The following is an 18,655-nucleotide window of genomic DNA, read 5'->3' on the forward strand; positions in this document are numbered from 1 at the left end:
CCGCACCGATCCGAATACGTCGCCACATCGAGATCCCGTTACTCGAGCCGATGCCCTGCCCGGCCCGTGTTCGCGGCCGGGTGGATATCGGCTTCTGCCTTCCGACCGGACCGTTCGGGTGCGTCGCGACGAAGTCCTGCCGGCTGCTCATGGCCGATGTAGACGACGGGACCCCGGGTGACCACCCGATTCGGTTGCTCGCGGATCCCTCGAAACCCGCGCATGCGCGGCTCGCGCCCATCGGCGGGACGAACCGATGAGCCGGGCGGCATTCTCTCTGGCGATCCATATCGCGGCCGAACCCGAGGCCGTCCGAGAGGTGCTGACCGACCTCGACGGATACCCGCGAATCCATCCACTGGTCACCGCGGTGGACCGACTGTCCACCACCTCATCCGCAGACGAGCGAACGGATCACTATCGGGTCCACGACCGAATGAAACTCGGTCCCCTGACGATCTCCTTCGCCTATCGCGTGGAGATGTCGGTCACCCCCGCGGGGGATATCGTCTCCGACGCCTACCAATTCCCGCGTATCCGACTGCACAATGTCACCACGTGCCGCCCCGAGGGAAACGGCTCGCTCGTCCACGAGCATGTCGACATCGTGGCGCCCCGCCCGCTGGTGGCGACGGTGCACCGCAAGGGCCTCGACGCGCACCGCATCATGTTCGAGCGGCTGAAAGCTCTCTTGGAGAACGGATGAGGCCCGACTCGTTCTCCACTGGACCACGGACCGCCATACGGGCCGAGACCGCACGAACCCGCTTCCGTCACCGGGCCCGGCATGGCCGCACCCCTCGGTCACTGCCCCTTCACCACGATATGAGTTGTCGCCGAATGCCGTTCAGCGGGTTCGGCCCGGATGCGCCACCCCCCGTGGATGATGCATTTGTTCGCCGGTTCGGTGTGGACGTTTGGCCCCTTCGGTGCGCACGCGGCCGAGATGTTCCGGGGGAACGAGTTTGATGATGTCCTGCCGTGAGGTGACCATGAGTTTCCGGAAGATCGCCGCCATCTGCGCGTCGACCGTCCGGGAGGAGGTGCCGCGGCGAACCGCGATGGTGGGGTTGGTCCATCCCGCCGCGGCCAGGAGCGCGACCTCACGTTCGGCGGCCGAAAGATCCTCCCACCGGGACGGCGCGTTCTTCCTGGCGGGATGATCCGTCGCCATCTTCTCGATGGACAGGGTGCCCAGGGCCAGACGCTGTACCTCCCCGAGCTCGGGTCGCAGCAGGGTGCCCTGCCGGTAGGCGGCCGCGAACGCGTCGGGCCCCAGTACCCGACGACAGATCTCGGTGGTTTTCTGCCTTTCGGCGACGATGAGCTCCAGGGCACCGAAATCGATACCCGGCCCGGCGTGAAACATGGTGGCACCGCCGAGGAGTCGTGCGGTTTCGGTTGCCCGCACCGCGAGTTCGTGGGGGTCCGCGTTTCCGGCGGCGATCGAATCGTCGAGGATTCGGGCCCAGGCGCCGTGCAGGATGTGCAGCGCGAACGATATGCCCCACTGGTCCCGTGCGGAGGTCTGAACGGCAAGCGCCGACCGGGCGACGGCCACTGCTTCCTCGGGATCGCCGTATCTGGCCAATGCGACCGCCCGGGCCAACTGAGCCCACGACTTGGCCCACCCGGCTCCGGAATCGATGGCGTGATCGAGATGGCGTCGGGTGACCTCCAGGGCCTGCCGTTCGGTGCCGAGGTATCCGGCGGCCACCGCCTCGTAGAATTCGCTTCGGCCTTCCCCACCACGATCTTCGAGGGTGTCGAATTTCTCTCGGGCTCGGCACAATACGGCTATGCAACTCGGGTCCCGGTGGGCCAGCATGAGTTTCGATCCCCACAGGAATTCGACCGAAGCGGGCAGGCCGATGTCGTTTTCCGGGTGCCGCCGCCAATCACGTCCGATACTCGGATCTTCGACGCAACCGGCCACACATTCGTCGAGTATTCGGTCGGCCTCTTCGTTTCGGCCCTGTAGCACCGAGAGCCAACCCAACATGGTCCGGGCGGCCGTTTGCAGCTCACTGGGCTGCGAGTGCCGGGCATGCGTCGCCTGCAGGGTGCGCTCGGTCCATTGGCGTATTTCCCTGGGAGAACCCTTGATAATGGGCAGGGCGACCAGACCGGCGGAAATCTCCAAACCCACTTCGGGTTCGTCGGAGGTGATGCTTGTTTCGACTGCGGTCAGGATATTGTCCCATGCCGTACGAGTCCCCCAATTCACCTTCCCCGGACTGAACCATTCAACCTGCGCTTTTACAACTCTATCCCGATAGTAACGACGGTGCCGGCGTTCGAGTCTCGCCGTTTCGTCCACCTGATCGGTTGATCTTTCTTTCAACCGTTGCGCGGCGAAAATCCGAATACTTTCCAAGAGGGAATACCGCACCCTCGTCGGGGTGATGTGAGCCGTCACCAGCGACTGATCCACCAACCCCTCGAGCAGACCCTCTATCTCCGATCGCGCCAGACGCAGATCACCGTCGGACACGGGTGTCCCGGCGCCCGGTGTACCCGGGTCGTCCGCGCACACCGACTCGATGACTTCCAGCCCGACACCGACATCGGACGAGAAACCGTCGCCCTCCTCGGGGTTGATGTCATAGCCCGCGGCGAAAACCGACATCCTATCCAGGAGGAGTCGTTCCTTGGCCGTACACAGGTCATAGGACCACGCGATGACATCACGGATCCCCTGATGACGGGGTTCGGCTCCCACCCGCGGCCCATGGGACCAGCTCAGCCGCTTGTCGCCGGCCTCACCGCTCAGATCGCGGGCAATTGCACCCAGGGGCTGACGCAGCAGCCGGGCGGCCGCCAAACGGATATACAGCGGGTTGCTGTGCACATGCCGACAGACCAGCTCGGCCATCTCGACCTGAGCGGTGTCGGTCACCGGGTGGCCGGTGAGTTCGGCACGCCGCCGGAACAGGGTGACGGCCTGCTGCTGCGATAGCGGCGGAACCACGACGACATGCTCGTCGACCCATCCGATGGGGCGGCGGCTGGTCGCCAGAATGGTCAGGCCCGGCACCGCGACCATCAGCTCGGCGATCACCTCACCGACAGCGTCCAGCACATGCTCGCAGTTGTCCAGCACCAGCAGCGTCTGCAGATCCATTCCGAGTGCGTCGGTACTGGTCAGCGCATCGACCAGCGCATCCCAGGAGGAACGCTCCGCTACATCGGCGGCCACGACCGAACGGGTGATCTCATCCTCGACGGCGGAGATGTCGGCGTCCTTGGTCAGCCTGGCCAGCCGCGCCCAGTGCACCGGCCGGTGAGTGGCCTTTCCGAATCGTCGCCCCGCCTCCGTGGCGAGGCGGGTTTTTCCGATACCTCCGGGACCGATCAAGGTGATCAATCGAGCGGAGCTCGTCAACAATGTACCGATCCGATCCAGTTCCGAATCACGACCGATAAAGCGATCCGTAGCAGACACTCGATCTCCACGCCGCCCGGAACCCATCATCATGCCGCATCAGCTTAGCCATATCTCGGGGCCACGGCAGCGTCGGTTGCCGAAAAGGTTGGCGGTTCGGTGCCCGCGATCACCTTCACTCCCGTGAAGTGGCCCTAACCACACCGATCGCGCGACCGAATTTTCCCCTCGACGCCCCACCTCGGCTCACACCGATGAGTACCCGATCGAGACCCCGTCGCCCGAACGAAAAAACACCGATAAATCAGATGTTCACTTCTCTCATATTCGCTATCCAACTGCTCGAATGCAATTCCGGGCTTCGCGCCGGATGGCGTGCCATTCGGCTCCCGAAATGTGAAACGACTACAGAAATGCGCCTAGGCGGGACCCAGCCGGTACGTCTTCACCGTCCATCCCAGGTCAGCGAGCCGGCGAATAGCGGCTTCGATGACAGGAAATCCCGCTCCGTCCATCCACAGCGACCAGAAGATGTAGAAGTTGAAGGTGAGAGTACCCATCTCATGGTCTATCCATGCCCGAAACGGGGCATCCTCGGCATATCTGATGTCAGGACCGGCCACCCAATGGCCTCCGGCGGAGGACTCGACGGGAAAAGAGAGCGTTCCGATGTCGCTCTCCACGGCCAGCGCGTCACCCACCACGGTTTGGGCCGTGGCGTCGGGAAGCCGGACCCGGAAACTGTCGACGATCAGCAGAGTCCATCCGGGCTCGTCTGCGGGATCCGGACACTCGTGCTCGGTCAGGACGGTATCGATCCACTCGAGAATCGTCTGCCGGTCGAGCCGCTCCGTGGACTCCACCCTGGTCGACCTCCACCAGGAGCCGATACGAACCCCTTTCGGTGGCGAGGCGACCTGCAGTTGCCGATAGGCCGACACCTGGTAGGGCTCGGATTGCAACGGACCCAGGTACTCACGGTGGCAGCAGGGAAATATCCCCTCCACCGACAGAGGTTCGAAAAGGTCTTCACCGAGAGCGAAGAGAGCATCGATGGCGATCGCAGCAATTTCCCGTTGATCCCTGACGCGCCCCCAAGGGCTGATCTCGGCGGATATCAGCCCTTCCCGGGGCGAGCGAACGCGTATATCGGTCACACCTTCCATCCTCCGCCCCACCACCCGTTCACCCCACCGATGAGTTCCCTCCCATGAAAGGTCGAGTTCCCACCACCGCTTCCACTGCACCCACACACCACACGCATCACCCCGCCGCCCCCACTCGGAGATCGAGACGACCGCTGTCGCTCCACGGCGACGTGTCGACCGAACAAAACGACCTGCATGGCATGCAGGTCACCGACGAGTCGGAGACCGCCGGGGCCGACTCCTCCCGATGGCTGTCCGATGTCCCCGAACCGAGCCCTCGTCCCCACACCGGGCGCGGTATGGTCCGGGTATGGCAGATTCCTCCGAGGGCAACCGATCCGAGCTCGTGCCCGTCGGAATCTCCCAGGGCCCGGCCGGCGGTATCGCACCGGGCCGGACCGTCCCGGACAGCCCGACGCACGATGTGGGAACCTGGACGGCGAACGGGGTCGGAGTGGGCGTCACGACGTTGCGATCCGGCTCCGAAAGCGCCGAGCGCGTGGGCGGCGGCTCACCACCCGCAACCCCCTGAACGCTCGGCCTCGGCTCATGCGCGACGGCTTCGGCGCCTCTCGGAATGCGCCGCGAACATCACATGAACACAAGTTCTTGTGTTGAGCGGAGCCGGCACCCCCAAGGAGTAGTGTCCTGGGGTATAAGAATCCGTCACTGTTGTGCACTCGGAAAGGTGTGGGGACGCAGATGAAACTCATCGATCGGGTAACTGCCATAAATTGGAACCGGGTGCCCGACGAGAAGGACGCCGAGGTCTGGGACCGGTTGACCGGAAACTTCTGGCTCCCGGAAAAGGTGCCGGTGTCCAACGACATCCCGTCCTGGAACACCCTCACCGACCAGGAGAAGCAGCTCACCATGCGGGTGTTCACCGGGCTGACCCTGCTGGACACCATCCAGGGCACCGTGGGCGCGGTCAGCCTCATCCCCGACGCCCTCACCCCACACGAAGAGGCAGTGCTCACCAATATCGCGTTCATGGAGTCGGTGCACGCCAAGTCCTACAGCGCCATCTTCTCCACTCTGTGCTCCACCCGCGAGATCGATGAGGCCTTCCGCTGGTCGGAGGAGAACCGGAACCTGCAGCGCAAGGCCGAGATCGTGCTCGACTACTACCGCGGCGACGATCCGCTCAAGCGCAAGGTGGCCTCCACCTTGCTGGAGAGCTTCCTGTTCTACTCCGGCTTCTACCTGCCGATGCATTGGTCCTCACGCGCCAAGCTGACCAATACCGCCGATATGATCCGCCTCATCATCCGCGATGAGGCGGTGCACGGCTACTACATCGGCTACAAGTACCAGCGGGGCCTGGAGCAGGTCACCCCGGCCGAGCGCGACGAGCTCAAGAACTATACCTTCGAACTTTTGTTCGAGCTTTACGAGAACGAGGTCGAATACACCCAGGATCTCTACGATGGGGTCGGCCTCACCGAGGACGTGAAGAAGTTCCTGCGCTACAACGCCAACAAGGCGCTGATGAACCTCGGCTACGAGGGCCTGTTCCCCAAGGACGAAACCGAGGTCAACCCCGCCATCCTCGCGGCGCTGTCGCCCAGCGCCGACGAGAACCACGACTTCTTCTCGGGCTCGGGCTCGAGCTACGTCATCGGCAAGGCCGTCAATACCGAGGACGAGGACTGGGAGTTCTGACGAAATCTACGCGGGAGCGCCTCCCATAACCACGCAGCCACGCGGCGGCCCCCCGGGGGCTGGTTCCGGCTCGACCGACGGCCGGAACCAGCCCCCTTTCGTGTCCGCACGCTCCATCTCACCCGGCTAGGACACCCACCAGTTCGCCCTGCGCGTAATCGTTGCCCCACCGGTACCGCAGCGGCAGAGTGGAATTCGTGGGTGCATACCGCATCCATCCCACCGTCGTGGGACTCGATTACGAGGAGAGATCTGTGCGCTTCGGAATCTTCATTCCGCAGGGGTGGCGGCTCGATCTGGTGGGCATCGACCCCGCCGCGCAATGGGGGGTGATGCGGGATCTGGCGGTCCGCGCCGACACGAATCCGGTCTGGGAATCCCTGTGGGTCTACGACCACTTCCACACCGTGCCCGAACCCACCGAAGAGGCCACCCACGAGGCGTGGACGCTGATGGCCGCGTTCGCCGCCACCACCACCCGGATACGGCTGGGCCAGATGTGTACGGCGATGAGCTACCGCAATCCCGCCTATCTGGCGAAGGTGGCGGCAACGGTCGATTCCATCTCCGGCGGACGCACCGAGATGGGCATCGGCGGCGGCTGGTACGAACACGAGTGGCGTGCCTACGGCTACGGTTTCCCCTCCGCCGGGGAACGGCTGGGCCGCCTCGACGAGGGCGTGCAGATCTTCCGGCAGGCGTGGACCACCGGAACCGCCACCCTCGACGGCCGGTACTACCAGGTGGACGGCGCGATCGTACGTCCCCTGCCCGCACAGCAGGGCGGTATTCCGCTGTGGATCGCGGGCGGCGGGGAGAAGAAAACCCTGCGCATCGCCGCGAAATACGCCGACTACACGAACTTCTCCGGCGACGACCCCGACGAGTTCACCCGCAAATCCGAGATCCTGCGCGACCACTGCGCCGATGTCGGCACCGATTTCGACGCCATCGTGCGCAGCGCCAACTTCAATGTCGCGATCGGCGCCACCGAGGCCGAAGCACAGGAACGCATCGCCGCCGGCACCGCCCGCTACGCCTCGGTATTGGGCGAGAAGAAGGCCCAGGAGTTCACCGACCTCCTCTTCCGGAACAGCGCCACGGTGGGCACCCCGGAACAGATCGTCGAGAAACTCCGCGCGGTGCAGGATCGCGGCCTCGGCTACGCCATCCTCAATTTCCCCGAATCCGCCTACGACACCTCGGGGATCGAACTCTTCGAACGCGAGGTCGCTCCCGCTCTGTCCTGACACCCGGAGCCCGGAATCGACGTGTCGAGCCCGCCGATCGCGCATCGTCCACACGAGGCCGATCGGCGGACTCGCACGGATAACGCGGCTTATCGCACCGACGCTCGTCGCGTTACAGCATTTTCCGCCCGCAAAAGTCGGGGCTGTCCCCGACGACGAATTCCCGATGGAATCGATGTCGTGCGGTGTGATGGTGGATCGACCGGTTCGACACCGAAACACGGCACATCCACCACGGTCCTCGACCTGTTCGGCACCGCATCCGATGGCCTCGGCCGATCGAGACGAAAAGCGAACCGGCCCGGACCCGTCGAACAACAGAACAAGAGAAAGCGTCATCGATTCCATGTTCTCCCAACCGCTCATCGAACTATCCGGTCAGATCTTCCGGTTCATCACCCTCACGCTGCCGGTGCTCCTGCTCTACATTCTCTGAATTCGAAGCTCCACAACCTCATGGGGCCGCACCGCAGAAGGCTCTCGCCCGAATACTTTTCCGGGCGAGAGCCTTCACCACACAGCGGTATGAACGCGCCGCTCACACGGCGGGTCGATCGAGCCCGCCCCCGCGCACACCTGCTGTGAAGACACTCCACTCACCTGTGGTGAACACCAGTGCCGGACCGACCGGGTTCTTCGAATCACGGATACCGACACGCCCGTCACCGAGCCACGCGACTTCGACACATTCGTCGTTGCCACCGCTGTATGACGACTTGAACCATTGCGCGTCGGATGAACCTACCGTCACTGTTCGTATCTTCTTGCTATCTTTCTGATCCGATTCCGCGATGTCTGTTCAGCCAGCGCTACGCTCAGGAGTTTGTCGTACATTGCGCGGTAACGCTTTACGTCTTCGACATCTTCGAAGGTCATCGAACCCGGCATAAACCACAGAAGGTTCCGCGTCCGGGGAGTCGAGAACGATAAAGGGCAGGATCACTCCACCGGTTGGGTGACCGGCAGTGAACGGTAACACCCGAACCACAATATTCTCGCGGGTGCTCATATCGGCGATGTGTCGACACTGGGCGGACATGACTCGGTCCGACCCGACCACAGTGTGCAGGATACTCTCATGGAGCAAGAATTCGAGCTGAACCCTCCAGCGCTGCCGCATGAGACATGTACGGCGCTGCATCCGCAGTTCGATCCGTTTATCGATTTCCGTAGGTGGGTCATCCGGCGTGTGAGCACAGAAAATGGCCCTGGCGTAGTCAATGGTTTGCAGCAGACCGGGGATCATGAGGGATTGATAGAATCGAAAATCCGTAGCGTACGACTCCAGCTCGAGATATGTAGCTCGAGATATGTAGCTCGAGATATGTAGCTCGAGATATGTATTGAAGCCGCCGCCGAGGAGATGCCGATAGTCCTGCCACCAGACCTTCGTATTCGATTGTGCGGCAATGGCCATCAGGTATTGGGTCGCGCCTCCGGTAAACCGTAGTGGCGGCACAGGTATTCGACTTCTCGAACCTTGATCTTCTCGTACCGACCCAGTTCCATCCGGCTGAGTGCCGAACGGCCGAATTCCGTATCCCTGGCCACCTGGTCGAGTGTCGATCCCCGCGCGTGACGCGCGTCGCGCAGCGCCCTACCCAGCTGCCGACGCGGCAATGTGGTGCCGCTGAGGTCCGCCTTGCTCGACATCATTGCCTCCCCTGTTTCTCATCGAGCATGATCGGCGTTTCTCAGCTTGGGAAGCATCGTAGGCAAACCCTGGGAATCATGCTGGGCGTTCGTGCCGATTCTGTGAAGGCGCCGCGTCGAGACTCTCCAAGCCGCTGACGCACAGCACCATAAACGCATGGCCGAGCAACACGGAAGCCTCGATATAGCCCAGGCGCGGGTCCTACGGGCGCCGAGCTACGGCGGGATACTCACGGAACGACAGCTCAGGGAACCGGCGAACCTCACAGGATGGAAAACGCGCCAATCCCTGGCGAGACTCTCCTATCGGGGACTCGTCACCACCACCCGGGCGTGGCGGGTCCGCTACCAGATCACCCCGCTGGGCCGAAAAGTTCTCGCCATGCAACCGTATGACTTCGAACGAACAGAGGTGTGACCCGATTGCGAACGAACCCCGAAACCTCCGTGTACGCGCTCGGCGTCACTCACCGCACCGAGGTGGACGTATGGCAGGCCATATGGTTTCTCGAGCGCCGCCGTATCCGTACCATCCGAGTGGACAATATTTCCGAGCCCAGAACACTCCTGTCCGTCACCATCCCGGCCGACGCACCGGACCTGGCGGATATGCGCGAACGCCTCCCGAACCTCACTCCATTGTGGGACGCGGTCCGCCATGAGTTCTGGACGAAAGCGGTATCGGAGGACCTCGCCATATGACCGAGATCCGCTACCCCGATGCCGAATCCGTCGATGAGATCACCGCCCGCTACCTACTGTCGATGCCGACCACGTTTATGCCGTTGCTGTGCGGTTTCCGTTACGACGGTGAGAGCATCGACGCGGACTGCGCCACCGTCGACCTGTCCGGCAGCCGCTCCGACCGCGACCCGAATCCCATCCACCTTCAGGCCGCTCGACTGCGCGAGGCCCTCGGTTCCGATATGTTCGGTTTCGGATTCGCCTTCGTCGTCTTCGCCGACCAACTGGACGATCGGGAGGAGAACGGGCATATCCCATCGCAGGTCCGCGCCGCCGCCGAGCAACTCCCCGGCGCCGACGATCTGATAGCCGCCGTCACCATCGATGCCACCGGCCGACAGTGGTGGGCTGTCGTACCCCGCCACCTTCCCGGCCTCGATCCGATCCGCCTCCACTTCCCCGCCACCCCGCCCGAACACTGGCGAATCCCCGATACCCTCGACGCCTCGCTGTGGACGGCGGCACTCGCGCTCGACAAGTCGAACCGCAAACATCTGCTCGGACTCCTCATAGAACCCGACAGACCTGCGGACGGAACGGGGACAACTTTCTTGTGAGGTGGTCGTTCGCAGTTGCAGTGGACGATCCTCGATAAGTTCGGGGCGGCTGTCGGCCAAGTGCGGCGTGCGCATGGCCGAGGTCCCGCATCCCAACAATCCGGACTACACCATGCACGGGCAACCTGCCTCTCAGCTCTCCGTCATGGTGTGCCGCTCTTCCGAGAAGGGGGCCTCGGCGTGGCCGTGCACACCGGCAAGCCCCGCAAGCCGGGTGTCGATGCCGAACTCATCGCCACCTTGCGTGAGCAGCGGACGCCGGCCGATGAACGGCTCGAGGCGCTCAGGATGTTCACCCTCGATGTGCCGGCCACCGCCGGTGGGATCGATGACGATGCCGTCGAGGCTCTACTCGCGCCCGGATACACCGAACGCAACGCGCTCGAAGTCGTCCTGGGCATCGGCACGTACACGATGTCGACGCTCGCCAACCGCCTCATCGGAAGCGAGTGACCGTCGGCGCGCTCGCTCAGATGCCGAGAACCAGTTTCGCGGTGCTGAAGTAGATGATCAGCCCCGTAGCGTCGACCAGGGTGGTGACCATGGGCGCCGAGACCACGGCCGGGTCGATGCGCAACCGCTTGGCCAGCAACGGCATGGTGCCACCTATGGTCGCGGCCCAGGCGCAGATCAGGACGAGGGTCACCCCGACGACCACCGCCACCCGCGGACCCACGAACAGTCCGCCGATGGCCACGCCCAGCACGCCGAGCATACTTCCGAGCACCAGCCCGACCCGGCATTCCCGCCAGATCACCTTGAACAGGTCGCCGCCGCGTACCTCGCCCACGGCGACCGCGCGCACACAGGCCGTCGCGGCCTGGGCGCCCGCGTTTCCGCCCGCGCCGATGAGCAGGGGAATGAACAGCGCCAGCTGCGCGGCCTGTTCCAGGGTGCTCTCGAAGAAGTCGGTGACGCTCACCGTCAGGGTCGCCGCAACCAGGAGCAGCATCAGCCACAGTGCCCGGTAGCGGGCCAGCTGGAACACTCCGGCCGCCATATAGTGCCCGGTCCACGGGGCGGAACCGGCCTGTTTGGCGACGTCCTCGCTGTCGGCGGCCTCGATCACCTCGACGGCGTCGTCGATGGTGAGCAGCCCGACGAGCCGGTCCTCGCTGTCGACGACCGGCAGGTTGATGTCATTGGTCTCGCGCATGAGCCGGGCCGCCTTCTCCGCGGAGTCGGTGGCGCGGACGAAAGCGGGTTCGGTGACGACGAGGTCGGCGACCATGGTCTCCGGTCCACTGAGCACCAGTTCCCGCAGCTCCACGATGCCGCGCAGCCGGCGTCCGTCGTCGACCACCGGCAGGGTGTACACGGTTTCGGCATTGGCGCCCTTGGCGCGGACCATGCGCAGAGCCTCGGCCACGGTCAGATTGCCCGGGATCGCGACGACCTCCGGCGTCATGTACCGCCCGACCGATCCCTCCGGGTAGCCGAGCAGCGCGGCGGTCATACGGCGTTCGCGCGGGCTCAGCCCGGCGAGGGCCTTCTTGGCGACCTTGGCGGGAGCCTCCCGCAGCATTCGGGCCCGGTCGTCGGGAGCCATGGCCTCGACCAGCTCGCGGAAGGCCTGGTCCCGCAGCCCCTGGAGGATCTGCTGCTGGTCGACCGGTTCGAGCTCCTCGAAAACGGCCAGGGCCAGGTCTTTGTCCAACAGCCGAAACGCGAGACCGGCCTCCACCGCGTCCATGCGGGCGAGTTCGTCGGCGATCACGTGCGGCGGGTGGTTGTTCAACCAGTGCAGGGCGGCGTCCACCCGGTGATGTTCCACGACGTCCTGTAGGGATTCCGACAGGGTGACGGGCGCATCGATGAGTTCGGTCTGCGACATGAGGGGACCTCGGCACAACGTTGAGATGGCGAGCGATTCGAAAGAAAACGTCACACCGCGGGGCGTCGAGCCGGGCCGCTACAGCCGGAAGTAGTCGTTACCGGGCCTGCGGGCGGACGACGCCGCGCGGCCTTCGACTGGGAGGTTCGCTGCGCATGGCAACCCCACCTCCTCTTCGCTCGGTCGTCACACACGGCGAACCGTGGTGACTCGACTCCTCGAAACTTCGTACGAATGCAAACGCATTCTCTCGCAGAATACATCCTGCACCCGATACAGGTCACAATAAAATGCCCGAAACCCGGCGTTTTGCCGGCCGGGCGTGTCGTAAAACACTCGACACCCCCGAAACCGCGGCATTTTATGCCCCTCGCGTCGGTCCATCTCGGGTCCGCGGACCCGGTCGATCCGGGCGCGCGCTTCTCGCCGGAACCTCGAATCGGACATTTGGGCCCGTCCCCATATAACAGTGCCCATATAACAGCGGCGTCGCGATGTGGTCGTCGCCCTCCCTCGCGGCCCGGAACAGGTCCGGCGGATAGGGCGCGTGGCGGTCGTCCGACATCGTGCACACCCGCGTACCCGGGCCGTGAGTCGAGAGGTCGACGACCGACTCACCAGCGGAAAAGCCCACGCTCTCGCCGGCGGCCCCTGATGGCGACGTCCCGCCAGGAGGGCGGGATCGCCCTCGCCGGCGGCCATGTCATACCCCATACCCCTACCCCGAACGGCCGGCTCGTAGCGTGCCCCGGAACGGCGGGCGGTTCACCCCGCGGTCCGAATGGCCACCATCCAACGTGACCGTGACAGCACTTCATGAGGACCATCCCATGCTTTCCACCACGTTCGAAGCGAATGCCCGCTCGAATCGGCGCCGCCGCGTCCCTCGTTCACGGCGATCACCGAAATCCGGATGTCCGAGCCGGTTTGGACGCCGCGATTTCGAATCATGGCCATCCGTGCGTTTCATCGCACCGAATACGGTGTGATCGCTTCTCCACGGTACGGAATTCCGTTGTCCGCAGAACGTTTGCCGAGTCGGGTCGGAATCGCCGTACGCGTGCGATCGCATCGATGCCCGGACATCGTCCGGGCAGGCTATTCGCAATCGAGGGAAGAGGTGAGGAATGGGTCTGCTCAGTGGTTTGCTTCAGCTTGTCGGTTCCGTCGTGACGGGCCTCGCCAGCGTGGTGGCCGGTCTCGGGAGCGTATTGCTCTGAGTGCGATATCTCGAGGCCGATGGGTCTTCCGTTCGCCGAAGACCTTTCGGCCTCGAAGCATTCTCCTTCGGACGCCGGCCCGGATCACCGCTACCCGAGGCCAACGAGGAAGACCCCGGCACATCGACGGATCGCTCGCACTCTGATGACGAAACTCATCGAGAGACAAGCAATTCGAAACTTTTCCGAAGGTCGTCGGACAACTTGTCGGCACGGTGCCGGATCTGCTCATCGGCCTCTCGGCACCCTAGCGGCCCTTCGAATCGGCGTGGTCGTCCCCACCGCAGCCGCACCCGCACGCTCGCGTGGAATTCGGAGGTACGGATGAAGGATGTCGGTAATGCGACGCCGTTCACGGTACGTGCACTCGCCGTGATGGCGACCGCATCGCTGGCCACGGTCTCGGGGATTCTGCCTCCGAACGCCTTGGGCGACAGCGGTTCACCGGCGGCGACCGAATCCGGGGATTGTCCCGAACTGTTCGTTCTCGGGGTGCAGGGCACCGGCCAATCGTCGCCGAATTCCCCGATAACCGTGGACTCGGGCATGTTGGCGACCGTCCTGCGCCCTCTCGCCGAGATCGGTCACGGGCGGGTGATCGGCCGGGCATACGTGCCCTATCCGGCGAGTTTCGGCGGCGCCGTGGGAGATACGACGACACCGTACTCCGCTTCCGCACTCGAGGGGCTGCGTCGATTGCGAGAAATGGCCGCCGCGGTGACCGAACGCTGCCCCCGGACCCTGCTGGGGATCATCGGCTACTCACAGGGGGCGCATGTCGTATCGATGTTCGCGCGTGAGGTCGGGCGGGAAGCGGGCGCGGTGGCGGCAGATCGCATTGCGGCGGTGGCCCTGGTGGGCGATCCCACCCGCGCGCCCGGCGCGCCGATATTCCCCGGTCGACCGGGCCGTGTCCGCCCGGACCCGGCGCCGGGCACCACGGGAGCGGCCGTCGACGAGCTGCCCACATTCGTCCAGCGAGACGTACCGGGCGGGGGAATCGGTCCCCTGCGGGACACCGCCCCGGATTTCGGGGTCCTCAGCGGTCGGGTGGCTTCGCTCTGTCTTCCCGGGGACCTGGCCTGCGATGCCCCGCCCGAGGCCCCGCTGCTGCATATGATCGTCGACATCCTCGGCCAGGCCGAGCTCCTGCCGTGGAACCCACCGGCATCGCTCGGCTCGCTCTCGCGTGCGTTTTCGGCCACGCTGGCCCGGGCAACGGCGACGATCGTGAACCACGATCTGGACGGCTATTCACTCGGCACCCTGTCGTTGACCCCGCAGAAACCGCTCAGCGTCCGGCTGGCCGAAGCCGCCGACCCCCGCGCCGGTGACGACTTCGAGGCGCACCGGGCACTGCTGCGACTGGGCACCCTCACCCTGAACACCCTCCTGGCGCTCATCGATATCGCCCTGACTCCCGACGAGGTCGCCCGTATTGCGGCCGCACCCGATCCCCTCACCGGGCTCGAACGCACGACCACGGCGCTGGTGACCGCCGCGCGCCGCCCCCTCCCGCACGCCACCGCGTCCGAACTGCTCACCCAGGTTTTCGACGCCCTCGGCTCCCTGATCGTGGACAATGCCGAACTGCTCGATCCCATGCGGTGGCTGCGTTACGCCGATACCGGTCGCCGACACAGCAACTACCCGAATATCGGTTTGACCGACGACGGGCGAACGGCCACCGATCTGATCCGCACCTGGTTCGCGGCCGTCGGCGAAGACCTCGCCGACCATCGCCTCGATACGCCGCAACCCCCACCCCGCACCGAGGTGCCGCCCACTCCCGCCCCGGTCTCCCCCGCTCCCCCGCCACCGCCGGCGGAGGAAACACCCGCAACCCCCGCTCCCCCGCCACCGCCGGCGGCCGATTCCACGCCGACGCGGACCTCCCCGGCTCTCGATATCCTCCGACTCGCGTCGCTGCTCGTGATCGCGCTGTGTATCGGAGCCGGTGGCGCCATATGGTTCGCCCGCCGACGGCACCGAACCCGGTGATCACCGTCCCAAAGGTGCATACGCTCGCCCGGGCCGCGGTGGAGTCTTCGTGGATGGGGCGGCCACCCCCTGCCGCCGCGCCGGCAGCTCACCGCGACGGCGGGTGCCCGGCGGCGACGATCACGCCGCGCCACCGGGCACCCGCTCCCCGAATCCGGTTCAGAGCATGCAGCTCACGCAGCCCTCGACCTCGGTGCCCTCCAGCGCCATCTGCCGCAGGCGGATGTAGTAGAGGGTTTTGATGCCCTTGCGCCAGGCGTAGATCTGGGCCTTGTTCAGGTCGCGGGTGGTGGCGGTGTCCTTGAAGAAGAGGGTCAACGACAGGCCCTGGTCCACGTGTTGGGTGGCCGCGGCATAGGTGTCGATGATCTTCTCGTAACCGATCTCGTAGGCATCCTGGAAGTACTCCAGGTTGTCGTTGGTCATATAGGGGGCCGGATAGTAGACGCGGCCGATCTTGCCTTCCTTGCGGATCTCGATCTTCGACGCCACCGGGTGGATGGAGCTGGTGGAGTGGTTGATGTAGGAGATCGAACCGGTCGGCGGCACCGCCTGCAGGTTCTGGTTGTAGAGGCCGTATTCCATCACCGAGGCCTTCAGCTCACGCCAGTCCTGCTGGGTGGGGATGCGCACACCGGCGTCGGCAAACAACTGCCGCACCCGGTCGGTCTTCGGCTCCCACACCTGATCGGTGTACTTGTCGAAGTACTCACCGGAGGCGTACTTGGATTCGGGGAAACCGCCGAAGTAGGTGCCGCGTTCCTTCGCGAGCCGGTTCGATGCCTGAAGCGCGTGGTAGACGACGGTGTAGAAGTAGATATTGGTGAAGTCGATACCTTCTTCGGACCCGTAGTGGATGCGTTCGCGCGCCAGATAACCGTGCAGGTTCATCTGCCCGAGGCCGATGGCGTGCGAGGAGTTGTTGCCCTGCTCGATGGACGGTACCGAGTAGATGTGCGTCTGGTCGGAGACCGCGGTCAGCGCCCGGATTGCGACCTCGATGGTCTTGGCGAAATCCGGGGAGTCCATGGCCTTGGCGATGTTGAGCGAACCCAGATTGCACGAGATGTCCTTGCCGACATGGGCGTAGGACAGATCGTCGTTGTAGTAGGAGGGCGTGGAGACCTGCAGGATCTCCGAGCACAGGTTCGAGTGGGTGATCTTGCCCTTGATCGGGTTGGCCCGGTTCACCGTGTCCTCGAACATGATGTACGGGTAGCCCGATTCGAACTGCAACTCGGCAATGGTCTGGAAGAACTCGCGGGCCTTGATCTTCGACTTGCGGATACGCTTGTCGTCGAGCATCTCGTAGTACTTCTCGGTGACATCGATATCCGCGAACGGCTTGCCGTAGACGCGCTCGACATCATAGGGCGAGAACAGGTACATGTCCTCGTTCTTCTTGGCCAACTCGAAGGTGATGTCGGGGATGACCACGCCCAGCGAGAGTGTTTTGATGCGGATCTTCTCGTCCGCGTTCTCCCGTTTGGTGTCGAGGAATCGGTAGATGTCGGGGTGGTGGGCATGCAGGTACACCGCGCCCGCACCCTGCCGCGCCCCGAGCTGGTTGGCGTAGGAGAACGAATCCTCCAGCAGTTTCATGATCGGGATGACGCCGGAGGACTGGTTCTCGATCTTCTTGATCGGCGCGCCGTGTTCGCGAATATTGCTGAGCAACAACGCGACTCCGCCACCACGCTTGGACAGCTGCAATGCGGAGTTGATGGAGCGACCGATGGACTCCATGTTGTCCTCCATGCGCAGGAGGAAACACGAGACGGGCTCGCCGCGCTGTTTCTTGCCCGAGTTGAGGAATGTCGGGGTGGCGGGTTGGAAACGACCCTCGATGATTTCCTCGACCAGATCGCTCGCCAGCTGCTCGTCACCGTCGGCGAGGGTGAGAGCGACCATGCACACCCGGTCCTCGAACCGCTCCAGATAACGTTTTCCGTCGAAGGTCTTGAGGGTGTACGAGGTGTAGTACTTGAACGCGCCGAGGAAGGTCGGGAACCGGAACTTCTTCGCGTACGCCTGCTCGAAAAGCTTCTTGACGAACTCCCGGCTGTACTTGTTCAGGACCTCGGGCTCGTAGTAGTTCTCCTCGACCAGATAGTCCAGCTTCTCGTCCAGATTGTGGAAGAAGACGGTGTTCTGGTTGACGTGCTGTAGGAAGTACTGGCGGGCGGCCTCACGGTCCTTGTCGAACTGGATCTCACCGTCCGGCCCGTACAGATTCAGCATCGCGTTGAGGGCGTGGTAATCCAGGGCCTCGCCGGGGTTCGCGTCGCGCTGCGAGGGCTGCTCTACGCGAGCCGTTTTTCCGGTCGGTGCTGTTGTTGTCGTTGCCAAAACAATCCCAATCCCTCTCGGACGCGTTCGACGTCCTCGGCGGTTCCCATGAGTTCGAAACGGTAGAGGTAGGGCACCGCGCATTTGCGCGAAATGACCTCTCCCGCATAGCAGAAGGTGTCACCGAAGTTCGTGTTCCCGGCCGCGATCACCCCGCGCAACAGGGCGCGGTTGTGCGGGTCGTTGAGGAACTTGGCGACTTGGCGCGGCACGAAGTCCTTGTCGGACCTCTCCGAACCCAGAACGTGCCGACCACCCCCGTAGGTGGGGACGATCAGCACGTAGGGTGCGTCGACGCGCAGCGAGTCCGCGGTGCGCAGGGGTATGCGGGTCGCCGGGAGTCCCAACTTCTCGACGAAACGATGCGTGTTCTCCGAGGCGCTGGAGAAGTAGACCAGCGCGGCTGTTTCGGACACTCCTCGACCCCCTTTTCCCCCACGGATGCGATGGTGGCGTCAGGCCGCCACCGAGGCCAGCGCCTTGATGCGATCGGGACGGAAACCGGACCAGTGCTCATCGCCGGCGACGACGACCGGAGCCTGCAGATAACCCAGCGCCATCACGTAGTCGCGCGCCTCGGCGTTCTCGGAGATGTCGACGACCTCGTACTCCACCCCGGCCTTGTCGAGCGCCTTGTAGGTGGCATTGCACTGGACGCAAGCGGGCTTGGTGTACACGGTGACGGTCATGGTCTCCCTCTCTCTGGTCCAAAAGCCGGTGATCCGTAGCAGTGCCGGTGCGCGTCGAAACGGCGGCCCACGCCGTTGCCGCGCAAACTCCCGGAACCGTCGGCGAACGTGCTGTTCGAGCCGGTTCCCCCCGGTCGCGGAGGGTGGTTCGTTCTCCCGA

At 64.3% G+C, this 18,655-nt stretch carries 17 protein-coding genes and 1 pseudogene; 9 read left to right on the top strand and 9 right to left on the bottom strand.

The window, feature by feature from the left end; all coding sequences use genetic code 11:
* Positions 1-256 precede the first annotated feature (256 nt).
* On the top strand, positions 257-706 hold the full coding sequence (locus ON32_RS27105; protein ID WP_051133266.1) for an SRPBCC family protein: 450 nt from the start codon (positions 257-259) through the stop codon (positions 704-706).
* 141 nt (positions 707-847) lie between these two features.
* Here ON32_RS27105 and ON32_RS15010 read toward each other — a convergent pair whose 3' ends face one another.
* Positions 848-3,445, bottom strand: a complete 2,598-nt coding sequence (locus tag ON32_RS15010; RefSeq protein ID WP_157224200.1) for a LuxR C-terminal-related transcriptional regulator — start codon at positions 3,443-3,445, stop codon at positions 848-850.
* Positions 3,446-3,804: 359 nt separating this feature from the next.
* Positions 3,805-4,542 (bottom strand): hypothetical protein, encoded by a 738-nt coding sequence (locus ON32_RS15015; RefSeq protein WP_157224201.1) that lies wholly within the window; start codon positions 4,540-4,542, stop codon positions 3,805-3,807.
* Positions 4,543-4,843: 301 nt separating this feature from the next.
* Here ON32_RS15015 and ON32_RS15020 point away from each other — a divergent pair, with 301 nt between their 5' ends.
* The 3 genes from ON32_RS15020 to ON32_RS15030 all read left to right on the top strand — a co-directional run bounded on the left by ON32_RS15020 (position 4,844) and on the right by ON32_RS15030 (position 7,448).
* On the top strand, positions 4,844-5,065 hold the full coding sequence (locus ON32_RS15020; protein ID WP_040791519.1) for a hypothetical protein: 222 nt from the start codon (positions 4,844-4,846) through the stop codon (positions 5,063-5,065).
* Between the two features lie 170 nt (positions 5,066-5,235).
* Positions 5,236-6,198 carry a class 1b ribonucleoside-diphosphate reductase subunit beta gene (gene nrdF, locus ON32_RS15025; RefSeq protein WP_040791520.1) on the top strand — a complete coding sequence of 321 codons (963 nt, stop codon included), beginning with the start codon at positions 5,236-5,238 and terminating at the stop codon, positions 6,196-6,198.
* Between the two features lie 254 nt (positions 6,199-6,452).
* On the top strand, positions 6,453-7,448 hold the full coding sequence (locus tag ON32_RS15030; RefSeq protein ID WP_040791616.1) for an LLM class F420-dependent oxidoreductase: 996 nt from the start codon (positions 6,453-6,455) through the stop codon (positions 7,446-7,448).
* 538 nt (positions 7,449-7,986) lie between these two features.
* On the opposite strand, the gene ON32_RS15040 is transcribed toward ON32_RS15030, so the two are convergent.
* The 3 genes and pseudogenes from ON32_RS15040 to ON32_RS15045 all read right to left on the bottom strand — a co-directional run bounded on the left by ON32_RS15040 (position 7,987) and on the right by ON32_RS15045 (position 9,101).
* A complete protein-coding gene (locus tag ON32_RS15040) occupies positions 7,987-8,199 on the bottom strand; it encodes a DUF397 domain-containing protein (RefSeq protein ID WP_040791522.1) in 213 nt (70 codons plus the stop codon).
* Positions 8,196-8,865 (bottom strand): annotated as a pseudogene (locus ON32_RS30845) (DUF5753 domain-containing protein). The gene ON32_RS15040 and the pseudogene ON32_RS30845 overlap by 4 nt, the downstream one beginning before the upstream one ends.
* A complete protein-coding gene (locus ON32_RS15045; RefSeq protein WP_157224202.1) occupies positions 8,865-9,101 on the bottom strand; it encodes a helix-turn-helix domain-containing protein in 237 nt (78 codons plus the stop codon). Before ON32_RS15045 ends, ON32_RS30845 begins: the two are co-directional and overlap by 1 nt.
* Before the next feature lie 157 nt (positions 9,102-9,258).
* On the opposite strand from ON32_RS15045, the gene ON32_RS15050 reads away from it, so the two are divergent.
* The 4 genes from ON32_RS15050 to ON32_RS15065 all read left to right on the top strand — a co-directional run bounded on the left by ON32_RS15050 (position 9,259) and on the right by ON32_RS15065 (position 10,855).
* On the top strand, positions 9,259-9,519 hold the full coding sequence (locus ON32_RS15050) for a hypothetical protein (protein WP_040791524.1): 261 nt from the start codon (positions 9,259-9,261) through the stop codon (positions 9,517-9,519).
* Positions 9,520-9,524: 5 nt separating this feature from the next.
* Entirely contained in the window at positions 9,525-9,803 is a 279-nt protein-coding gene (locus tag ON32_RS15055; RefSeq protein WP_157224203.1) for a hypothetical protein, read from the top strand.
* Complete coding sequence (locus ON32_RS15060) at positions 9,800-10,402, top strand: hypothetical protein (RefSeq protein ID WP_040791526.1); 603 nt, start codon at positions 9,800-9,802, stop codon at positions 10,400-10,402. Before ON32_RS15055 ends, ON32_RS15060 begins: the two co-directional genes overlap by 4 nt.
* A 180-nt stretch (positions 10,403-10,582) precedes the next feature.
* Positions 10,583-10,855, top strand: a complete 273-nt coding sequence (locus ON32_RS15065) for a carboxymuconolactone decarboxylase family protein (RefSeq protein WP_051133267.1) — start codon at positions 10,583-10,585, stop codon at positions 10,853-10,855.
* Positions 10,856-10,871: 16 nt separating this feature from the next.
* Here the strand turns inward: ON32_RS15065 and mgtE are convergent, their stop codons facing one another.
* A complete protein-coding gene (gene mgtE, locus ON32_RS15070) occupies positions 10,872-12,236 on the bottom strand; it encodes a magnesium transporter (protein WP_040791528.1) in 1,365 nt (454 codons plus the stop codon).
* A gap of 1,544 nt (positions 12,237-13,780) precedes the next feature.
* Here mgtE and ON32_RS15080 point away from each other — a divergent pair.
* Positions 13,781-15,457, top strand: a complete 1,677-nt coding sequence (locus ON32_RS15080) for a cutinase family protein (RefSeq protein ID WP_051133268.1) — start codon at positions 13,781-13,783, stop codon at positions 15,455-15,457.
* A gap of 159 nt (positions 15,458-15,616) precedes the next feature.
* Here the strand turns inward: ON32_RS15080 and nrdE are convergent, their stop codons facing one another.
* From nrdE to ON32_RS15095, 3 genes are all read right to left on the bottom strand, one after another.
* Positions 15,617-17,698, bottom strand: coding sequence for a class 1b ribonucleoside-diphosphate reductase subunit alpha (gene nrdE, locus ON32_RS15085; RefSeq protein ID WP_245551078.1), 2,082 nt, complete (start codon positions 17,696-17,698; stop codon positions 15,617-15,619).
* A 62-nt stretch (positions 17,699-17,760) separates the two neighbouring features.
* Complete coding sequence (gene nrdI, locus ON32_RS15090) at positions 17,761-18,222, bottom strand: class Ib ribonucleoside-diphosphate reductase assembly flavoprotein NrdI (RefSeq protein WP_040791531.1); 462 nt, start codon at positions 18,220-18,222, stop codon at positions 17,761-17,763.
* 39 nt (positions 18,223-18,261) lie between these two features.
* Positions 18,262-18,495, bottom strand: coding sequence for a redoxin NrdH (locus ON32_RS15095; RefSeq protein WP_040791532.1), 234 nt, complete (start codon positions 18,493-18,495; stop codon positions 18,262-18,264).
* Positions 18,496-18,655 lie beyond the last annotated feature (160 nt).

It is taken from the genome of Nocardia paucivorans NBRC 100373 (assembly GCF_000308675.1).
In the GTDB taxonomy this organism is placed as follows: domain Bacteria; phylum Actinomycetota; class Actinomycetes; order Mycobacteriales; family Mycobacteriaceae; genus Nocardia; species Nocardia paucivorans.